15 protein-coding genes, 1 tRNA gene and 2 pseudogenes are annotated in these 22,254 nt (G+C 33.5%); 17 read left to right on the top strand and 1 reads right to left on the bottom strand.

Annotated features, from left to right (window positions below; all coding sequences use genetic code 11):
- Positions 1-92: 92 nt before the first annotated feature.
- From FcAc13_RS12430 to FcAc13_RS09005, 15 genes and pseudogenes are all read left to right on the top strand, one after another.
- Positions 93-1,208 carry a glycosyltransferase gene (locus FcAc13_RS12430; protein WP_187755898.1) on the top strand — a complete coding sequence of 372 codons (1,116 nt, stop codon included), beginning with the start codon at positions 93-95 and terminating at the stop codon, positions 1,206-1,208.
- A 5-nt stretch (positions 1,209-1,213) separates the two neighbouring features.
- Entirely contained in the window at positions 1,214-2,389 is a 1,176-nt protein-coding gene (locus FcAc13_RS09070) for a hypothetical protein (RefSeq protein ID WP_187755897.1), read from the top strand.
- Positions 2,390-2,405: 16 nt separating this feature from the next.
- A complete protein-coding gene (locus tag FcAc13_RS09065; RefSeq protein WP_220679970.1) occupies positions 2,406-3,455 on the top strand; it encodes a glycosyltransferase family 4 protein in 1,050 nt (349 codons plus the stop codon).
- Between the two features lie 3 nt (positions 3,456-3,458).
- Positions 3,459-4,547 (top strand): glycosyltransferase, encoded by a 1,089-nt coding sequence (locus tag FcAc13_RS09060; RefSeq protein WP_187755896.1) that lies wholly within the window; start codon positions 3,459-3,461, stop codon positions 4,545-4,547.
- Positions 4,544-5,956 carry a mannose-1-phosphate guanylyltransferase/mannose-6-phosphate isomerase gene (locus FcAc13_RS09055; protein WP_187755895.1) on the top strand — a complete coding sequence of 471 codons (1,413 nt, stop codon included), beginning with the start codon at positions 4,544-4,546 and terminating at the stop codon, positions 5,954-5,956. The genes FcAc13_RS09060 and FcAc13_RS09055 overlap by 4 nt, the downstream gene beginning before the upstream one ends.
- Positions 5,957-5,981: 25 nt before the next feature.
- Positions 5,982-7,352, top strand: coding sequence for a phosphohexomutase domain-containing protein (locus FcAc13_RS09050; RefSeq protein WP_187755894.1), 1,371 nt, complete (start codon positions 5,982-5,984; stop codon positions 7,350-7,352).
- A 22-nt stretch (positions 7,353-7,374) separates the two neighbouring features.
- Positions 7,375-8,430, top strand: coding sequence for a dTDP-glucose 4,6-dehydratase (gene rfbB, locus FcAc13_RS09045; protein ID WP_187755893.1), 1,056 nt, complete (start codon positions 7,375-7,377; stop codon positions 8,428-8,430).
- Positions 8,431-8,450: 20 nt separating this feature from the next.
- Positions 8,451-9,314, top strand: a pseudogene (gene rfbA, locus FcAc13_RS09040) (glucose-1-phosphate thymidylyltransferase RfbA).
- Positions 9,315-9,319: 5 nt separating this feature from the next.
- Positions 9,320-9,847: pseudogene (rfbC, locus tag FcAc13_RS12425) on the top strand (dTDP-4-dehydrorhamnose 3,5-epimerase).
- Positions 9,847-10,677, top strand: coding sequence for a dTDP-4-dehydrorhamnose reductase (rfbD, locus tag FcAc13_RS09030; protein ID WP_187755892.1), 831 nt, complete (start codon positions 9,847-9,849; stop codon positions 10,675-10,677). The pseudogene rfbC and the gene rfbD overlap by 1 nt, the downstream one beginning before the upstream one ends.
- A gap of 93 nt (positions 10,678-10,770) precedes the next feature.
- Complete coding sequence (locus FcAc13_RS09025; RefSeq protein ID WP_187755891.1) at positions 10,771-12,150, top strand: undecaprenyl-phosphate glucose phosphotransferase; 1,380 nt, start codon at positions 10,771-10,773, stop codon at positions 12,148-12,150.
- Between the two features lie 63 nt (positions 12,151-12,213).
- The gene (locus FcAc13_RS09020) at positions 12,214-12,792 is read left to right on the top strand and encodes a DJ-1 family glyoxalase III (protein ID WP_187755890.1); all 579 of its coding nucleotides are present in this window, start codon (positions 12,214-12,216) and stop codon (positions 12,790-12,792) included.
- Positions 12,793-13,007: 215 nt separating this feature from the next.
- Positions 13,008-15,545: a TonB-dependent receptor gene (locus tag FcAc13_RS09015; RefSeq protein ID WP_187755889.1), complete on the top strand. Its 2,538-nt coding sequence runs from the start codon at positions 13,008-13,010 to the stop codon at positions 15,543-15,545.
- A 14-nt stretch (positions 15,546-15,559) separates the two neighbouring features.
- Positions 15,560-17,245 carry an ABC transporter ATP-binding protein/permease gene (locus tag FcAc13_RS09010; RefSeq protein ID WP_187755888.1) on the top strand — a complete coding sequence of 562 codons (1,686 nt, stop codon included), beginning with the start codon at positions 15,560-15,562 and terminating at the stop codon, positions 17,243-17,245.
- Positions 17,242-20,013: a M16 family metallopeptidase gene (locus FcAc13_RS09005; RefSeq protein ID WP_187755887.1), complete on the top strand. Its 2,772-nt coding sequence runs from the start codon at positions 17,242-17,244 to the stop codon at positions 20,011-20,013. The genes FcAc13_RS09010 and FcAc13_RS09005 overlap by 4 nt, the downstream gene beginning before the upstream one ends.
- 85 nt (positions 20,014-20,098) lie before the next feature.
- On the opposite strand, the gene thiI is transcribed toward FcAc13_RS09005, so the two are convergent.
- A complete protein-coding gene (gene thiI / locus FcAc13_RS09000) occupies positions 20,099-21,544 on the bottom strand; it encodes a tRNA uracil 4-sulfurtransferase ThiI (RefSeq protein WP_187755886.1) in 1,446 nt (481 codons plus the stop codon).
- Between the two features lie 209 nt (positions 21,545-21,753).
- Between thiI and secG the strand changes: the two genes are divergently transcribed.
- Both secG and FcAc13_RS08990 read left to right on the top strand, forming a co-directional pair.
- A complete protein-coding gene (secG, locus tag FcAc13_RS08995; protein ID WP_187755885.1) occupies positions 21,754-22,125 on the top strand; it encodes a preprotein translocase subunit SecG in 372 nt (123 codons plus the stop codon).
- Positions 22,126-22,134: 9 nt separating this feature from the next.
- Positions 22,135-22,220: transfer RNA gene (locus tag FcAc13_RS08990), tRNA-Leu, on the top strand.
- Positions 22,221-22,254: the final 34 nt, after the last annotated feature.

Raw genomic sequence — 22,254 nt, 5'->3', positions numbered from 1 at the left:
TATGTTAGAAAAGAATTAAACTTAAATTGTATTTTTTAATACAACATTTTGATATTATAGTATAATTTTTTAATAAGTGAGAGTTTGATTAAGTGAATTATGCTAACCATAAATTCGATGATACTCAATTAGTATTGGATCAACTAGGTACTCGAACTGCATTTATTTTTGTGACAGCTATAATTGGTGGCCATGAAAGTATGGCAATCAATATTATAAAAAAATTTAATGAAAATTGTACTATCGATTCATTTATACCTTCTAAAAATGAGAGTTTGAAAAAAGCATTTGCATTGAATCATTTAAGTTATCAACTGCATAATGTAAATCATAAAAAAGGGGAAATAGTTCAATCTTTTTTTAATTTTTCTTATCGTAAGAAAGCGGAAAAATTATTATTAGAATTGAATGAACAATATAATTCATTAGTTATCATTCAAGGAGATATTGAGCAAGGTAGTATTTTTCTTCTTATGGCTAACAAATTAAATATAAATGTTATTTCATATATCCCTTATACACATTCATTTCGGGAAATGGGAAGTAAATTTTGGATGATCAAAGATTTTCTTAGTCCCTGGGTCTATCGGTCATGCCAAAATTATATAACCATTGCACGTGTATTTAAGGAAAAATTAAAAGCCTACAATCCCAAAGCAAATATTTTTATACTTGAAAATTTTATTTTAAAAAAAGTTGATTTAAATTCACATTCTTTAACTAAATATGATTCCCAAACGATTAATCTTTTCATTATTGGCCGTATCATTTTCTCCCAAAAAGGTCATGATATTTTAGTGAAATCCTTATCACGAATAGAACCAGATTTTCCTTCGGGAAAAACAATTAGTCTTCATATTGTGGGTAATGGACCTGATTTAGAAAAATTAAAGTCAATGGTAGCTAATGAATTAAAAAAAACGAAGGTTATCTTCTATGGTTGGGTTAACAATGTATGGGAGCTAGACGTTTTACCTGATTTAGTCATTATGCCTTCACGATTTGAAGGTGTTCCTTTAGTTATGTTGGAATCCTTACAATATCATATTCCTGTTTTATCATCAGCTAGAGATGGTATGTTGGATTATTTACCTGAGTCTCATTTGTTTTCTGGTAAAAATGATCAGGAAAGAATAAATAATTTAGCGCTTTTGTTAAAAAGTTTTTTAAGTGGGCGTATTAATATAAATCCATCAACTAAATTGTGACCCCTATGCTAAAAGTAAATAATGTTTCTGTAAACAATCATTTTAATCGCATCGTAGCGAAAGAAGGTACAGGTTTATCTTGTTTAAGATGGTTAATCGCCTTCTTTTTTATAGCAACGCCATTTAATCCTTCTATCGATGACACAACAATTTATCTTTGGCTACCAATGATCTGTTGCGATAAAGAATTTGTGCTTAAATTAATAGAAAGAATTAATTTAAAATATGTTCTTTTATTATTTTTATGGTTAACTGGTTGTTTGTTATCTTTAAAATTTAACTTAACCATTAAATGTTTTTCGATAAGTTTAGGTGTTGCTTATATTTTCTTTATTGGTGAGGCAATAATAAAAAAAATATATGCGTGTTTCTTATTTTCAGCAATATTTTGTATTATTCAATTTGTTACTTATTTCTATTCGCCAGTACTAGCTAGTTCGTTAGGTCCAGAGCAAATGTCTTTGGCATTATGGGGGGAATATGCAACTCTTACTTTTACAAATCAGTATGTTTTGTTTCTATTTCCAAGAATGTCTGGTTTGTCTCGCGAAGCTGGTTTTTTTGTTTCTTTACTATGTATTGTTTTTTTAATAAGGAAACAATATGGAAAAATGACATTTGTTGAAAACGTCATTTTTTTACTCGGTTTTCTATTTAGTTTATCTAAAATTTCAATTTTAGGTTTATTGTTACCCATTTTATTTTTATTTAAAAATTTTATTAATAAGATTCCAGTATTTCTGACATTTTTAGTTTTGTTTTTAGTTTATTGTTATATCGCTGTTTATTTGAATATTGGATCGACCAATTATTTTTATGATAACGAATCTATTGCTCATCGTTTCTCTGCTGCTTATCTGGTCTTTAATATGCAAGAAAAATATTTGCTCTCAGGATGTCCTGTAGATTTTAATTGTTTTAATTCTGAAAGTATGGCATTAGTTGATTATCTGGTAAATGAACGTCATTTATATCCATCAATTGGTTTTATTGGTTTAATTTTAGATTTTGGCTTGTTTGGTATAATTTTAATTTGTTTTTCGGTTGTAATACTTAAATTAGATAGTTTTAAGTTTTTTATCTTAGTACTATTCACTTCTACGGTTTATATTCTGACAGTCGATAATTTTATTATCCTATTATATTATTATTTGATTATGTTAGATTCTAAAGAAAAATGAATTAGGAAAAAATATAATGGCTATGAAAGTATATGTTAATGCTCGTTTTTTAACTCAAAATATGACAGGCGTACAACGCTTTGCTTTAGAGATTTGTCAGGAGTTATTAAAGCTACGTCATGACCTTGTATTTTTAGTACCGAATGTGGAAAACATTGCTATTTTAGAAAGATCTTTTCCTGTACAAGTAGTAGGTAAAAAAAATGGTTTTTACTGGGAACAAATTGAACTACCAAAATTCCTCAAGAAACAGGGCAATCATCTATTAATTAATTTATGTAATCGAGCACCTATTTTTTATAAAAACAATATTATTGTATTGCATGATGTAATATTTAAACGTTACCCTAAAACTGTTTCATTGGGATTTGGTTTATTTTATAAATTAATGGTGCCGAACCTTATTAAACGAGCAAAGAAAATTTTAACTGTTAGCCAATTTTCTAAGCAAGAGATTTTGTATTTTTATCCAAAATATCATCGTGATATTAAGGTAATTTACAATGCTGTTGATAAAAAGTTTAGACCACATTATGATAATCATCATAATGAACTATATTTATTAGCGGTTTCTTCTGATTTTTCACATAAGAATTTCGAGTCGTTAGTAAAAGCTTTTTTATTGCTTAATCATCCTACATTGAAATTGAAAATTGTGGGAAATAAAGGTTCGATTGCTATTCAATATCAAAATGAAAAAAACATTAATTTTTTAGGTCGTGTTTCAGATGAACAGTTGATCGAACTTTATCAAAATGCTTATGCCTTCGTTTTTCCTTCATTATATGAAGGATTTGGTATTCCACCATTAGAAGCTCAGGCATGTGGTTGCCCAGTTATCTCATCTAATTTGTCAGTCATGCCAGAAGTATTAGGCGACAGTGTGATTTATTTTAATCCAAAAGATGTTAATGATATTAAAGAAAAAATAAATCTTTTACTTCAAGATAAACAATTATACAAAGGATTAGTAACCAAAGGTTTACAGAATGTGGCAAGATTTTCTTGGGCTGATTCTGCTCAAATTTTAAATGATACCATTAACCAACTAATGAGCCAGGAATAAGTAATGAAAATCCTACATGTTGCTGAAACAATTAAGGGCGGAGTTGCTTCAGTCATGCAACAACTGGTTGCTTATCAAGCAAAAAAATATGATGTCAGTGTATTGGTGCCTGATAGTCAAGCAGAAGAATTGGCTCATGTTCCGGAAGGAAAAAAATATTTGTTTCAGCGCACCGGTCGAAATTGCTTATCCTTGCTATCTTTATTAAAAAATTTTATTGTTTTAGTACTTAAAAATAAACCTGCTATCATTCATATCCACAGTAGTTTTGCTGGCTTAATTTGTCGAATTTCATTAATATTTTTATATCCCATTCAGCGACCGATTGTTATTTATTGTCCGCATGCTTTTTCATTTTTGATGGCGACGACCAGTTTTAAAGTCCGTTGTTACGCTGTTATTGAACGTTGTTTACAATTTATCACCCATCGAATTATCTGTACTAGCTATTTTGAACAGCAGCAAGCTATTAATTATGGCATAAATCGTGCCAAATTATGCGTCATATACAATGGTATTGATTTTATTCGTTGTGACACGGTTTCACCATATGACCCTTGTAATCATAAAAAGAAAATATTATTTGTTGGTCGTTTTGACCGGCAAAAAGGTTATGATTATTTAATTGAATTAATTAAAAGGTTAGACAAGCACCAATTTCAATTTACGATTATCGGAGATAGTGTTCACGAAAATGTAGAACGTTTAAAGGCAGATAATGTCAATTACTTAGGTTGGCTGAATTATCAATCTATTATACCTTATTTTCAGCATTCAATGGTGTTAGTAATGCCAAGTCGTTGGGAATCATTTGGGTTGGTTGCAGTAGAAGCTGAGAGTTTTGGTTTACCGGTTTTGGCAAACAACTGTAGTGCACTACCAGAAGTGGTTAATAATGGCAACACTGGATATTTATTTGATTTTGAAAGTGACATGTTAAGTATCATTAACTTATTAAATAGTAAAACGGAAGATGATTGGCGTTTGATGAAAAAGCATTGCATTGATTTTGTTACATCACGTTTTTCGGCGCTAACGATGAATAAATTAGTTGATGATTTATATATTGAATTAATTTCAAAGAGTAAATGATAATGAATAAAATATATCCTATCATAATGGCAGGTGGTACCGGTAGTAGGCTATGGCCATTATCACGAGAATCTTATCCTAAGCAATTTATCCAATTGTTTGGCGAAGATACCATGTTACAGGCCACAATTAAGCGTTTACATGGATTAGAAAATCGCTCAAATCCTTTAATCATTTGTAATGAGGAACATCGTTTTGTTGTTGCTGAACAGCTAAGAGAAATTGATCAATTAGCGAATAATATTATTTTAGAACCTTGTGGACGCAATACCGCACCTGCTGTAGCTTTAGCTGCACTTGAAGTTATGCGCAAAGATCCTAATGGTATTTTATTGGTATTAGCGGCTGACCATGTTATTCGTAATGAATTGGCATTCTATAACGCGATTCGAGATGCAGTTGTTCATGCAAGTAATGATAAATTAGTAACGTTTGGTGTCATACCAACTTACCCTGAAACAGGATATGGTTATATCAAAAAGGGCAAAAAAGTATCAGCAACCACCTTTGATGTAGCAAATTTTGTTGAAAAACCTAATTTGGAAACGGCTAAAGATTACCTCCAATCAAGGCAATTTTTATGGAATAGCGGAATGTTTATATTTAAAGCACAGCGTTATTTAGATGAGTTAGAAAAATATTGTCCTGAAATCTTAACACATTGCAAACTTGCATTATGCCATCAATCTATTGATTTGGATTTCATTCGTTTGGATAAAACAGAATTTGAAAAATGTCCCTCTAATTCTATTGATTATGCTGTGATGGAACATACACAAGATGCTGTTGTAGTGCCAATGGATGCACAATGGAGTGATGTAGGAAGTTGGTTATCACTATGGGAAATGAGTAAAAAAGATGATAGCAACAATGTTATTCAAGGCGATGTCATTGCTATAAATACCAATGATAGTTATATCCGCTCCGAAAATAAATTGGTGGCTACGGTTGGGATTAACAATTTAATTATTATTGAGACCAAAGATGCGGTATTGGTCATGCATAAAGAGCAATCTCAAGACGTCAAACAAGTTATTGAAAAATTAAAACAGAGTGATCGTATCGAATATCGCGATAATCGCGAATCCTACCGACCATGGGGTAAAACAGATTTAATTGATAGTGATAAATTTTATAAAGTAAGAAATACCAAAGTTAAACCTGGTGGTAAAATATCATTACAGTTGCATCACCATCGTTCTGAACATTGGGTCGTAGTGTCGGGAACTGCTAAAGTCACAATTGGTAGAAAATCTCAATTGTTGATCGAAAATCAGTCTGTTTATATCCCTTTGGGGCAAAAACATGCGATTGAAAATATCGGTAAAATTGATCTTGAATTGATTGAAATTCAATCCGGTCGATATTTATGTGATGATGATATCATTCGATTTGAAGATTTTTATTAATAAGTTTATATATGGAATGTCAAAAATGAATACTCATGAGGAACTAACTTGTTTTAAAGCATATGATATCCGAGGAAAGTTGGGTATACAGTTAAATGAAGATATTGCTTATCGCATTGGACGTGCTTATGGCGAATATTTACAGGCCAAAAAAGTTGTAGTTGGTAGTGATGTACGTTTGACTAGTGAATCGTTAAAAATGGCATTAGCGAAAGGTCTACAAGATGCAGGCGTCGATGTTATTGATATTGGGCAAGTTGGTACTGAAGAGGTCTACTTTGCAACTTTTTATTTGGGGGTTGACGGTGGTATTGAAGTAACGGCAAGTCATAATCCAATTGATTATAATGGGATGAAACTAGTGCGCGAAAATGCTAAACCTATTAGTGGTGATACAGGATTAAATGAGATACGTGCATTAGCTGAAAAAGGGCGATTTATCAATGTTGTTACAAGAGGAAAGTATCAAAAAATTGATATTATTAAACCTTATATCGATCACTTGATGAGTTATATTAAACGAGATAATTTAAATAAAAAGCTAAAATTAGTTATCAATTCAGGGAATGGTGTAGCAGGCCATGTGATCGATGCTATTGAACAACGTTTTAAGCTAGAAAATATACCTATTGAATTTATAAAAGTTCATCATGAACCTAATGGGCATTTTCCTCATGGTATTCCTAATCCATTATTACCTGAATGTCGCGAAGATACTCGGCAAGCTGTGATCAATAACAATGCAGATATGGGCATTGCTTTTGACGGCGATTTTGACAGATGTTTCTTATTTGACGAAAAAGGGCAGTTTATTGAAGGTTATTACATAGTTGGTTTATTAGCAGAATCATTTTTATTAAAAGAGCATGGTGCAAAGATTATCCATGATCCAAGATTAACATGGAATACAATTGAAGTTGTTGAAAAAAATGGTGGTATACCCATTCAATCAAAAACAGGCCATGCTTTTATAAAAGAAAGAATGCGCACGGAAGATGCTATTTATGGTGGAGAAATGAGCGCACATCACTATTTTCGTGATTTTGCTTACTGTGATAGTGGTATGATCCCTTGGTTATTAGTAACTGAATTATTATGTGTAAAAAAACAACCATTGAGTTTGTTAGTTAATCAACGTATTAAAGCTTATCCTGTTTCAGGTGAAATCAATAGAGTTTTAACCAATCCAGATCAAGCCATTGAATTGGTGAAACAGCAATTTTTATCTGTACCTCATACTATTGATATGACTGATGGGTTAAGTATGGATTTTGCTGATTGGCGATTTAATCTTCGAGTTTCCAATACTGAACCTGTTGTTCGACTAAATGTAGAAGCACGTGGAAATAAGCAATTAATGGAAGAAAAACTCCAACAACTTTTATCGTTAATGTAATTTTTAACGCAAGGTAACTAAAATGAAAATCTTAATAACTGGTGGTGCTGGTTTCATTGGTTCAGCCGTCGTACGTTATGTTTTACAAAAAACAGATGATAAGGTTGTAGTGGTTGATAAGCTTACTTATGCAGGCAATTTAGCCTCTTTGAAGCAATTTCAAGGTAACGATCGTTTTCAATTTGCACACGTTGATATTTGTCATCTTGAACAGTTAAAAAAGATTTTCGAACAATTCCAGCCAGATGCTGTTATGCACTTAGCAGCAGAAAGTCATGTAGATCGCTCTATTGATGGTCCAGATGCGTTTATACAAACCAATATTATTGGTACTTATAATATGCTTGAGGCAGCTCGTAGCTATTTTCACACTTTGGATCCGAGTAAAAAAGCGTTATTTCGATTCCATCACATATCCACCGACGAGGTATATGGTGATTTACATGGTACAACAGACTTATTTACTGAAACGACGCCTTATGCACCGAGTAGTCCTTATTCAGCTTCAAAAGCATCTGGTGATCATTTAGTGCGTGCTTGGTTACGTACATATAGTTTACCGACAATTGTCACAAATTGTTCCAATAATTACGGACCTTACCATTTTCCTGAAAAATTAATTCCGTTGACCATCCTAAATGCTTTACAAGGAAAACCTTTACCTGTTTATGGTGATGGTCAACAGATTCGCGACTGGTTATATGTTGATGATCATGCTCGTGCATTATATATGGTTGTTACTAAGGGAGAAATTGGTGAAACTTACAATATTGGTGGTCATAATGAACAAAAGAATATTGATGTGGTTAAATCAATTTGTTCGTTATTAGATGAATTATGTCCAAAACATCCGAATAATATTAACAGCTATCATGAGCTTATTACATTCGTCACCGATAGACCTGGTCACGATGCACGTTATGCTATTGACGCCACAAAGATTCATCAAGAATTAAATTGGATGCCAGAGGAAACCTTCGAAACCGGATTACGTAAAACAGTAGAATGGTTTCTCAATAATCAAGATTGGTGGCAGGCTATTTTAGATGGATCGTATAGGAATATCACATTAGATTAAAGTAATATTGGAGGTATTTAATGAAAGGGATAGTTTCGGCCGGTGGTACTGGAACCCGCTTGCATCCGATAACGAGAGGTACTTCTAAGCAACTACTGCCAATATATGATAAGCCGATAGTATATTATCCAATATCATTTTTAATGTTATCAGGAATCCGAGATATATTAATTATTTCTACACCCGATGATATTGACGGTTTTAAACGCCTTTTAGGTAATGGTGGTGAATTTGGGGTTAATTTTAATTATGTTTAACCTAGCCCAGATGGTTTAGCTCAAACTTTCATCTTAGGGGAAGAATTTATCGATAGAGATAATTGTAGTTTGGTATTAGATGATAATATTTATTTTGGGCAAAGTTTTGGTAAAAAACTTCTTCAAGCTGCTAATAGAAAAGAAGGTGCGACTATATTTGGCTATCAAGTCACCGATCCTCAACGTTTTGGGGTAGTTGAGTTTGATAAAAATTTCAAGGCACTTTCTATTGAGGAAAAACCAGCAAAACCAAAATCAAACTGGGCTGTTACTGGATTATATTTCTATGATAATCAAGTTGTAGATTTAGCTAAACAGGTTAAACCATCAGCCAGAGACGAACTAGAAATTAGCACCCTAAATCAAATGTATCTTGAGGAAGATCAATTAAATGTTGAAATGCTAGACCGAGGATTTGCTTGGTTAGACACCGGTACACACGATAGCCTGATCGAAGTGTCCCAATTTATTCATACAGTTGAAAAACGCCAGGGAATGAAAATCGCCTGTTTAGAAGAAATAGCATTTAATAATAAATGGTTAAATCAAGATCAGCTAAGGGATGCAGCTAATAGACTCAATAAAATTGAATATGGTCAATATCTATATAGATTGTTAGGAGAATAAAACTAATGCAAGTTATAGATACCGCAATTGCAGATGTTAAGATAATTCAGCCAAAAGTTTTTGGTGATGAGCGAGGTTTTTTTTAGAAACATTTGAAAAACGTCGCTATCAAAAAATGTTGAATATAGATTACGATTTTGTTCAGGACAATCATTCCCGATCACGAAAAAATGTATTAAGTGGATTGCATTTTCAAAAAAGAATCCTCAAGATAAATTAGTTCAAGTCGTTAGAGGTGAAGTTTTCGGCGTTGCTGTCGATATTCTTAAAGATTAACCAACATACGCCACATTGATAGGAGTAAATTTGTTTGAAAATAATAAAACGCAATTTTGGATTCCACCAGGATTAGCCATGGGTTTGTCGTTATTTCTGATATTGCTGATTTTGAATATAAATGTACTGATTACTATAATCCCCATGATGAAGGTTGTTTATTGTGGAATGATCCAACAGTTAATATTAACTGGCCGATGTTAAGTCCATTATTATCGGATAAAGATAAACTTGGAAAATTATTAGGAGAATTGTAGTGAAAGTTTTATTAACTGGTGCCAATGGTCAATTAGGACGTTGTTTCCAGGATATAGTTCCTAATGAATGGCAATTAATAGCAGCTGATCATGACGTATTAGATATTACTAATACAGAACACGTTGAATCTTTTGTGAAACAATATCAACCTGATGTTATTGTTAATGCAGCTGCTTATACAGCAGTTGATAAAGCTGAATCAGAAGCGGTAATTGCCAGAAAAATTAATGCACAAGGTCCTTATAATCTTGCGGTTGCTGCTAATAAAAATAATGCGCGTTTTTATCATATTTCAACTGACTATGTTTTTGATGGTGAAAAAACTAAGCCGTATCTGACCACAGACCAAACAAATCCTCTTGGTGTGTATGGTAAAACCAAGTTGCAGGGTGAACAATTATGTTTAAAAGTTAATCCGAATGTAACCATAATCCGTACTGCGTGGGTATTTAGCCAATATGGCAACAATTTTGTCAAAACGATGCTTCGACTGGCTAAAGAACGAAGTGAATTAAAAATTGTTAATGATCAAATTGGTTGTCCTACTTATGCCGGTGATTTAGCATATTGCATTATTCAGTTAATTAAACAAAATAATATACCTGGGATTTATCATTATTGTGGTGATGAGGTAATGAGTTGGTTTGATTTTGCAAAACTAATCATTTCCAAAGCTTATGAGTTGAATATGATTCCAAAATTACCAAAATTATCTGCTTTAAGCTCGTATGAATATCCAGCACTAGTTAAAAGACCTGCATATTCAGTGTTAGATAAAAAAATATCAGTAACTATAATTATATACCAGGTAAACTGGATAATACGCTAAATAAAATCGTTACAATGTTAATGTTATCACTGTAAATAAACATTTTAGTAGCTAAGAAGTATTGAAATTAAAACTCTGTGTTGAGGTTATAATATGTTAAAAAATAAAGTTTCACGTTTTGCTATGCCTACTTTTGCGGTTTTCAAAATGTTACTTGACATAGCAGTTATTATTATTAGTTTTATTATAACAAATTATTTATTCGATAAATATGATCAAAAAATTGATGGCAATTTTTGTTTAATGGTTGTTATCTTTTTTTTAGTTATTGCTAATATGCGAGATTTTTACTATTCATTATTCGCTAGTAAACTCAAAGAGTTATTTATTGATTTACTAAAAATATGGTGTTTTAGTTTTTGGGGGGCTTTCGTTTTTTATAAAAGTGTGACTATTTTTTCTATATCGTATGAAATTCTAATTATTTGGTTCCTAATTGCCGTCATCATTTATTATATTATTCATTTTTTATTTGAATTGTATTTAAATAATAGAATTAATCAAAAAGTATTAAATGTAACTTTTGTTGGTAGTAGAGCACAAAGAAGATTATTATCTTTAAACTTAAAAAAAATACCATGGACCAAATATAACATTACGAGATATTATGAAGAAAATATATATTCTTGTAATGATTCTAATTGTAAAGGTGATTTACAACAATTATTACAAGATGCAAAAAAAGGCGTATTTGATCAAATTTTTATAGCTGATTCTATTGAACACCACAAGATTTTCGTCGATTTAGTCAGAAAACTGGCAGATACAACTTGTACTGTTATTTTCTTACCTGATATTTTTACTTTTGATTTATTAAGATCAAGAATTCACACTATTAACAATATTCCAATTGTCTCTATTTATGATACTCCACTTAAAGGATTTAACGTATTGTTGAAAAGAATTGAAGATATTATAGGGTCTATTATCATATTAACAATCATTTCGCCGCTTCTGTTCATTATTGCAATTCTCGTTAAGTTGACGTCAAAAGGTCCTGTGTTATTTAAGCAAGATCGCTATGGAGTGAATGGAAGAATTATCAAAGTATGGAAATTTCGGTCAATGAAAGTGATGGAGAATGACCATCAAGTTAAACAAGCGACGAAAAATGATCCAAGATTAACTAAAATTGGTGCTTTTTTACGTCGAACCTCTTTAGATGAGTTACCGCAATTCTTTAATGTATTATTTGGTGATATGTCAATTGTGGGACCAAGGCCGCATGCTGTTATTCACAATGAACAATATCGTACGGAAATTTTAGGTTATATGTTAAGACATAAAGTAAAACCGGGTATAACTGGATGGGCTCAAATCAATGGTTACCGTGGTGAAACAGACACTTTAGATAAAATGGAAAAACGGATAAAATATGATTTAGAATATATTCAGAATTGGAGTTTAAATTTAGACATAAGAATAATTTTGCTCACAATTATAAAAGGTTTTACAGGGAAAACAGCATATTAAAACGTGTGACAATTTCATTGTTAAAGTGATTTTGTATCCTATTTTAAGGTTAAAGTATCAATCATGAAAAAAAATGTATTAGTCCTACTCTCACAAGGTTGTGAAGAGACAGAAGCAGTAACAACAATCGATTTACTAACCCGCGCAGGTATTGAAGTGACCTATGCTAGCATTACTGACGAACGTGAAATACGTTGTTCGCGTGGTGTCGTAATTTTAGCGCAAAAAACCTTTTCCGAAATTAAGGATCAAGTGTTTGATGTGCTGGTATTACCGGGTGGTTTGAAAGGTGCGGAGAATTTTCGTGATAGCCCCACTGTAATCGAAAAATTAAAACAAACTCATGCGCTAGGCAAAATCATAGCGGCAATTTGTGCTACACCGGCAATGGTTTTACAACATCATAATTTATTTCCGAAAGCAGCTATGACGGGCTATCCTAGTACTAAAGCTGCATTTAAAAACTGGCGAGATGATCGTGTTTATTATGACGAAACCTATCGAATTTTAACAAGCCAAGGTCCTGCAACATCGATTGATTTTGCATTAAAAATTATCACTGTTCTATTAGGTCAATCAACAGCGCATAGAGTAGCAACTGAATTAGTGCTTCCTATTGGTATTAATGATTATACTCATTAGTTTCACACATTTTTAGCCGATTGTGTTGTGGATCTTACGATCCACTACAGTTCTTATTGCATATCTTACTCACCCATATCATCACATTATTTGTTTGTCATTATTTATATAATCTTTGCCTCTTATATCTTGTACCGTTATTGACTTATTAATAAAAACAAGAATAATTCTCGTTTCTATTATATAAATAATACTTATTTTTATTTGGTGTCATAATGAATAAATTCCCTTCACTTTCTTTGTTTGTTATTAGCCTTGGCTTGGCATCTGCTCCAGTCATGGCTGAACAAGAAGAAATGCAAGCAGACGTAGCAGAGCAATCGAAAAAAGAAAAAGAGGAGGACATTAAGGATGTAATGGTTGTTAATGCCTCAATTAATGAGGTGGTAAAACCTGAAATGATTACGTCTGAGGACATCAAAAACAATACTATTGGCAATGGTAATATTACTGATTTGATAAGAACCTTGCCTGCCGTACAAATGTCAAATGGTGGGATGAGTGGTAACCAACAAGGGGAAATCAAACCGACCAAAATGACAATTCGGGGAGCTAATAGTTACCAAAATAATTTTATGCTCGATGGTATCAGTTTTAATAATGATTTTGATCCATCAAGTGATGGTAATGGTGTGACTGCTACAACGATCGAATCAAGTGAACAGGGTTATTATATCGATAGCCGACTAATCGATAATATTAAAGTATATGATAATAACATTCCCGTAGAATATGGTAATTTTACCGGCGGTGTTGTTGATATCACCAGTAAACGTTGGCGTTATCATAATGGTGGAAGCGTTTTCTATAGCACTACCCGTTCGGGTTGGAATCAAGTGCATTATGATCACCAAATCAAGTTTAGTACTGCCAACAATGATAATAGCCGTCCTAGTCGTTTTCAGCCTCATTATAAAAAAAATAGCTTCGGCGGCTGGTTTGAGTCTGGCATTACCGACACATTAGGGATTGTATTTTCTGCCTCCCATCGTGAATCTGATATTTCGGCGGTCAAGTTTCAAGGGCTATCACCAGAACTAGATGAAAATAATAATATTGTCATCACAAATAAACCTTATCAAGGCTTTAAAAATCAAACTCGAGATGCCGATAATTTTTCTGGCAAGCTTAGCTGGTACATGACTGAAAATACCAATGCAGATTTATCAATTAACTATTCGAAACATAAAGATTATTCATTTTCACCTAAAGAAGACCACTCAGGTAACCAAACAGATCATACTGGTATTGGTGGGATGTTTGAATTAACCAGTAATTTTGATATGGCAGAGTTATCAATAAATGCCGGTTATCAGCAATTACAAGATAAGCGTACCAGCGATCAAAACTACTTTATTGGATTTAATGATTATTCACAATATCCAAGTGCAAGTTATAATTCTGGTGGAATAGGGGATTTAAAAACAACTCAAAAAAGCACTAATTTAAAGACTAAACTACAGTTTCGTCCAATACAGCTATCTGGGACAATTCATGAGCCAAAACTAGGACTAGAATATAGTAAAACTAAAGGAATTTATCAGCGGGATAAAGATTATTATCGTTATAATTTTTATTATTTAAACATGGGACCGTGGATGAATGATTACTGGTCTACATCCGTTTTTGAAGCGGGTCGCCATTCCGCTAGTTATACGAATTATGCAGCATACGTTGATGATACGATCAAATATCATCGTTTGACTTTACGACCAGGGATTCGCATGGATTATGATGATTTTGTTAAAGAAGCTAATTTTGCACCTCGTATCACAGCATCTTATGATGTATTAGGTGATGGGAAAACCAATATTATTGCTGGTTATAATCGCTATTATGGACGCAATATGTTGATATATGCATTATATGGTGCTCAAAATGCAGGTCTAAAAAATTGTACGGGTTATATGGATATTGATGATTGTGCACCAGGAACAGAAATAGATGAAAATTGGCAACATCAAAGTGATTTTGAAGGGTTAAATTCATTATCAACACCATATAGTGATGAGTTCAGTTTAGGCTTAGAACAAGTTGTTCTTAATACACTTTGGAAATTCCAATATGTCTATCGTAAAGGACGTAATGAAGTAATAAGCCGACCAAAAATAGATAATTCAGTGGTGAAAATTTTTGATAATTCAGGTGAAAGTTCACACAATAGCTTTTCAATTAGTATGAGTAATCCTGAACCGTGGATGTTAGGAACTACAGAAAACACGCTGACAAGTTCAATTATTTGGGAAAAAAATGAAAGTAACAAACCTAAAAATGGATATGCAAGTTATGATCCTTCAGGAAGAGTTAGTAAAGATTATGTTTACTACAATGGTAAAGTCATTAAAGCATCAAAGTTGCCGGCAACCGATTTTAATTTGCCATTACGTTTAAATGTCGAATTAAAAACTCAGATTCCTGATTGGGGATTATCCGTTTATAATTTATTAGAATGGCATGGACGACGTTATCAAGCTGTTCGTTATGACAACAAATATTATAATGATAGAGAACATGGTCAAATGGCACGATATGAACGTGAAGATTTTGCTAGCACTTTACGTTGGGATATGAAAGTTTCTTGGGCACCTTCATTTGCTTATGGTGGAAGCGTTTCACTTGAAATCGATAATGTTTTGAATAAAAAAAATGTAACTGATCGTTATGCATATTATAACTCAAATAGAGAAATGATCATTGCTAATTCCTATGATGTCGGTAGACAATTTTGGCTACAACTCAATTATGATTTTTAATTTTCTAGATCAACATGCAAAAATTTAAACAATTTCTTTATTTAATTAAACCTTTTTGGTTTTCATCCCAAGCGATAATAGCTTGGGTATTACTGATTGCCACTTTAGCACTAAGTTTAAGTACTACATGGCTAAATGTTTTATTGGCTGATTGGAATGGTCAATTTTATAACGCGTTACAATTGTTAGATAGTAAAACTATAATCAATTTATTGTGGCAATTTTCTCTATTAGTTGTGGCATTGATTTTGTTAGTAGTATTTGCTGACTTTCTGCGTAAAAAACTACAAATTAAATGGCGTGACGCCATGACGCAATTTATCACCGCCAAGTGGTTAGCTCATAACGGACAATATTATCATTTAACCTTGCAAGGGAAAATGCCCGATAATCCTGACCAGCGGATTGCTGAAGATGTCAATTTATTAATTAGTCAAAGTTTAGAATTATTAATCTCTTTTTTGACTTCAACGCTAACTTTTTTTTCGTTTGCGACCATCTTATGGCAATTATCTGGTGCATTACAGTTTACCGTTTTTTCTTCGGATATTTCGATACCTGGTTATATGTTTTTTGTTTGCATAGTTTATGTATTTGTTGGATCATTATGTACCCATTTTATTGGTCGCAAATTACATCCCATCAATATTGAACAACAAAAAAATGAAGCGAATTTTCGTAGTGATTTAATCCGCTGTCGTGATAATGGTGATAGTATTGCTGGACAACATGGCGAAAGTGTCGAACAAGAACGCTTACAGATAACGTTTTCGGCAGTCGTACGCAACTGGCATCGTTTGATTGGTAAAGAGCGTAATCTGCTGTTTTTTATAAATGGCTTTAGTCAAATATCTAGCTTAGCGCCTATCTTTTTTGCTTTGCCGAAATTTATTAGCGGAGCCATACAGTTAGGTGGTTTGATGCAAATTCGGATTGCATTTATGCAACTTAATAGTGCCTTGAGCTGGTTTATCTTTAGTTATAAAAATATTGCGGTTTGGCAAGCTACTGTTACTCGTCTTTATCATTTTATGCAGTTATTAGAGGAACCGATTGATAATTCAATTAACCCGACAACAGACAATCAACCAACCAAATTAGCGGTTAATCATTTAGCTATCAGCGTGGCTAGCAAAGAGCAGCCAATTTTAACTACGTCTTTTACCGTTAAAACAGGGCAAATCGTTATGATTAAAGGACGCTCTGGTATAGGAAAGTCAACATTGTTAAAATGTTTGGCCGGTTTTTGGCAAGATTATACGGGAGAGATTATTCGTACTTCTGATTTTATATGGTTACCGCAAAAAGTTTGGATAGGTGAAGGAAAATTAGCTGATTTAGTGAGTTACCCACAACCATCAATCAAGTATCAGCAAGATCAAATCGCTTTAGTACTTGATCAGGTGGGATTGTCGCAACTTAAATCAGATTTACAACGCACAGCAGACTGGCAAATAATTCTATCAGGCGGAGAACAGCAACGATTATTATTTGCACGTTTATTACTGCAAAGACCTGCCCTAATGTTACTTGATGAAACTACAGCCAGTTTAGATATTGAAAGTGCAAAACAATTAATTTTGTTATTAAAAACTGAGTTATCGAACAGTGCGATGGTTTTTATCTCTCACCAAAATGAATTACAAACATTGGCTGATACCATTATTGATATAGATACGAGTACAGGAAATCAGAAATGAGAAAAATCACTTTTCTATTAATTATGACATTACTGGTTGCGTGTACAAACCAGCAGACAAACCTACAAAATCCAAAAGTTTCACAATTTACCTTAGATAATGGATTAGATGTGGTGTTTTTCCCACGTGAAAAAGAGGGGCTTGAAATGCGCTTAGTGGTTCATAGCGGATCATTACAAGAAGATGAGCAACAACTTGGATTAGCGCATTTTGTGGAACATATGGCATTTAAAGGTACTCAACATTTTCCCGATAAAAGTAGTTTCAAACGTTTAGAAAAATATGGTATTACCTTAGGCTCGCATATTAATGCAGTCACTGGTTTTAATGCAACCACTTATAAATTATCTTTACCGGATGATGGTAAAGCAATCAATCTTGGTTTGCGAGTTTTGTCTGATTGGGCTTATCATATTGCATTTAATCAACAAGATTTTGATAGTGAACGTGATGTCATCATTGAAGAGTGGCGGTTACGTCAAGGCGTTGCTTACCGCATCAATAGTCAGTTGGAAAATTTGCGTTATCAAGGTAGCCTTTATGCAGATCGTAACCCAATAGGAAAACTATCAATTATTAAAACAGGCCCCTTAGAACAGGCTAAACGTTTTTATCAACAATGGTACCAACCACAAAGAATGAGTTTAGTTATTGTGGGTTCATTTGATCAACAATCAATGAAACAGGCGATTGAAAAATTATTTGGTCAACAAGCTAGAGGTGATACACCCCAAGATATTCCAACATTACGTTATTACAAGCCACAAAGCGCCCCATTAATTGAAACGATTTTCGATCAAGAGCAAGGGCAACGTATGATTCAAGTGATGTTACAAAAAAACTTGCCACAAGCTTTAAATACTCAAACAGGTTTTAAAGACGATGTGATTGATCAACTATGGCTATATATATTAAATCAGCGTTTTAGTTTACTAGTTGAACAGCAGAAAATTCAAGCAATGCAAGGACAAGATAAAAGCGTATTACTAGATCAACAAAGACAACAGTATACCTTTTTCGCTGTTCCTAAACAGGATGATTATTTAGAAGCAACGCAGCTATTATTTACAGAATTGCAACGGCTAGCAGCTGTACCAGTATCTGATGCGGAATTATTTGAAGCTAAGCAGGCAATAACCAGTCAGTTATCTCAGCAAGCACTAAACGAAATCAATTATAGTAATACTTATCAGGCTGATCAGATCGCTACAGCATTACAGTATCATTTGCCAATCATCAGTAAAAAACAACAATGGCGCATGACTAATGATATATTTAATCGTATTAGTGCCCAACAATTACAAAAAATTGTGGCAGAAAGATTAGCCACCAGTGAGCTTCGGGTAGCGATTATTGGGCCTGAAACTGATAAACAAGTGATTACAAAACAAGCTGTTCTTACCGCATGGGATTCCATTCGGGCTAACCAAAATTTAACGGTTTTCCCTTATCAGAAAAAGCCAATTCAATTGGCGATTACACCAATTTCTACGGGTAAAATAATTGCTTCGCAAACGATAGGAGCAATAAATAGTGAACACCTGCAGTTAACAAATGGTATGCAGGTCATTTTACATTCTGATAATAAGCTGAGTGATAATGTGCAGATTAAGTTGCGCGTGCCAGGCGGACAATCGATTGACAGCAAAGATCAACTTGGATTAGTTGCATGGTCACAACTTATTGCCAATTCTTCAACTAATGAAAGTGTTAATGTCATGCAGCTCAAACAACGTCAAATTGAATTAACTCCTTATACCGAACTGTTGTATCACGGTTATGAGGGGAGTGCGCCAGCAGATCAATTAGAAACCTTATTTAAGCTATTATATATGAAATTAATGGCGGCTAAATTTGATGAAAATAAATTGATATCAGCAAAACAAAATGCCCAGTTAAGTCGAGCTCATCAACCTGTTGAGCGGCACTTTCTTGATTTTATTCATCAAAAATCATTCCATCATAGTGAACGTTTAACGGTTGATCCTAAAGGCTCTTGGCAAAACTTCAATCTTGATCAATTGAAAAAACAATATCACCAGTTGTATGCTAATCCTGCCGCGATGACGGTCGTCATTGCTGGCAATTTTGATAGTAATAAGGTTAAACAATTGATAACAACTTGGTTAGCTGGTATTCATCAAATAGATCAGGCAAATGCGGTTACAAAATGGCATGATAATCATATTACGCCAATTCATGATGTTTTACGAGTTGATTATCCTTATGGTACTAGTAATAAAACCATGGTTAGTATGCTTTATTCGACCGATGCAAAATGGCAAATGTCTGATCAACTAGCTTTAGCATTGTTAGATAATATTATCAATGTACGCTTAAGAACGATTATACGAGAACAGCATTCTGGCGTATATACGATTGTATTTTCAGAACAGTTAATTAAACGTCCTACAGCTTATTATTTAGCACGTTTAAATTTCACAACCGATCCTAAACGGGCAACGCAGATAACGGAATTAGTCAACAAAACGATGGATAATATTCGGCATTATGGTGTAAGTAGCGAAGAGTTAGCTCAAGCTAAACAAGCATGGTTGGTTAACCATAAACAAATGGTTAAAAGTGCACAATATTGGGTGAATGCGATCGCACAGGTAGCAACAGATGATCAGGATTATGATCAATTAGTTAATCAGCCAGAGTATATTAAGTCAATTAAATTAGAAAAAGTGAATCAACTTGCGAATCAATTTATTGGCAAGAATATAAAACAATTTCGTCTACTTCCAAGTGCCGAAATTAAATAGCTTACATAAAGCTATAACAGCTAACTTTTGTTAGCTGTTTTATTTATTTCTTAATCTATTTTTAATATAGCGCTATAAGTCGAATTTACTGTCTAAATACTTTTACATTAGTGTAGCCTTGTTCGATTAAATACAGTGCTTGTAATTTACTCATTACGCCACGTTCACAATATAAAAGATATTGTTTATGATGGTCTAAATTGCCAAACTGGGTTGATAATTTGTAAAAAGGAATGGATTGAATATCAACACCTTCCATTTGTAACGGTTTATCTTCCTGCTCATCGGGAGAACGGATATCTATGATAATATTATTTTCATCAAAGTCAGATACCGTTTCTACAGATCGAATAGTGTTATCAGTTTGTTTAGCGATTTCACGAATATCAATATTTTCCGCTTCACTGATGGCTTTATCTAAAATCGCAAAGTCAAAGTGGGATTCCTCAGCTTCAATTTTTTCTTTAATCGCTTTAACGGTCGGATTTTTCGAAATGACACCACAAAATTCAGGCATGGTTTTTGCGATATCTTCGGTACCAATTTGTCGCGCTAATTTGATAATTTGCTCTTTATCATGAGTAATTAATGGTCGTAGAATCAAAGTATCGGTTGCATTATCAATTAAACGTAGGTTGGTTAACGTTTGGCTTGAAACCTGACCTAATGCTTCGCCGGTTACCAGTGCCTGTACACCATATTTTTCAGCAATGCTAGATGCCGCCCTAACCATCATCCGTTTTAAGATAACACCCATTTGCCCATCATCAATTTTTTCTAAAATCTCACCCACCACATCCGCAAAATTTATAGCAATAAAACGTACTTTATGAGAGCGACCAAAACGATGCCACAGATAATGTGCCATTTGTTTTACACCAATCTCATGACTGGCGCCACCTAAGTTAAAGAAACAATAATGTACTCTTGAACCTCGACGGATTAACATATAACTTGATACGCCTGAGTCAAATCCTCCAGAAATTAGCGATAATACATCTTCTTGAGTGCCAATTGGAAATCCGCCAATGCCTGCGTACCGCCCTTTCACTAATAGCAATTTATCGTTTTCAATTTCTAAATGAACAGTCACATCAGGTTTAGTTAATTTGACTTTAGCGCTCTCAACCGACTGATTCAAACCACCACCAACATAACGTTCAACTTCAATTGAACTAAAATCGTGTTTACCTCGACGCTTGACACGAACACAGAAGGTTTTATTTTCAATCAATGGGGCATAATAATCCCGCGATTTTAGATAAATATCATGTACATCAGTGAAAGGTAATTCATCAACAGCTAAAATATGATGAATTCCAGGAATACGTGAAAGCGCATCTAAAATAGCGGGTTCTTCATGAGTATTCTTTGCTCTGACTTCGATATAGTCCCAATGACGAACCACAGCTACCGCAAAGTCATGTGTCAAAATATTACGAATATTACTGGTTAAAATCTTAATAAATCGTAAACGGACAGAATCACTCTTAATGGTGATTTCAGGAAAAAGTTTAATAATAAATTTCATTTGTATTACCACTGCATAAAAAATTCGCGACATTATACCGATTTATTACAGAAATGCGTACTATAGATTAAGCAAATAACAATAAAATATAAAAATTTGCTTGCTTGTTTGGTCAGCTTTCGCTAATATTTCGCATCAATATTTTTATTTTCCTTTTATCAAAGTTGTTAAAGCTTAAAAAAGGACAATCAAATTAGCTGTGGGTTAATATGTACGGAATTTTAATCGTTGTATATTTAGTTATTGCAGTCGCAATTGTTGCCTTAGTTCTAATCCAAAAAGGTAAAGGTGCGGATATGGGAGCTTCATTCGGCGCTGGTGCATCTGCAACACTATTTGGTTCAGCTGGCACCGGGAATTTTCTGACCCGTACGACAACGATTTTAGGTATTTTATTTTTTATTCTTAGTATTGTATTAGCTAATCTTGATAGTAAAAATGATGCTGGCAAAACCTTTTATAATATTGGGGATGATACACCTGTTGCAACGCAACAAACTGAGGATGGTCAGAAGCCTGTCACAACTGATTCGCTTATTCATCAAGAACAAGTCAATCCAGTTTCTGATATTCCTGAATAAATTTTAGATGCCGTGGTGGTGAAATTGGTAGACACGCTATCTTGAGGGGGTAGTGCTCTAAGGGCATGCGGGTTCAAGTCCCGCCCACGGCACCAATTCAATAATCAGTAATATTCTTCAAAATCCTTT

Origin of the sequence: Frischella japonica, from assembly GCF_014489845.1 — a bacterium.
Classification (GTDB): Bacteria; Pseudomonadota; Gammaproteobacteria; order Enterobacterales; family Orbaceae; genus Frischella; species Frischella japonica.
This window is presented reverse-complemented; position numbering and strand designations above follow the sequence as displayed.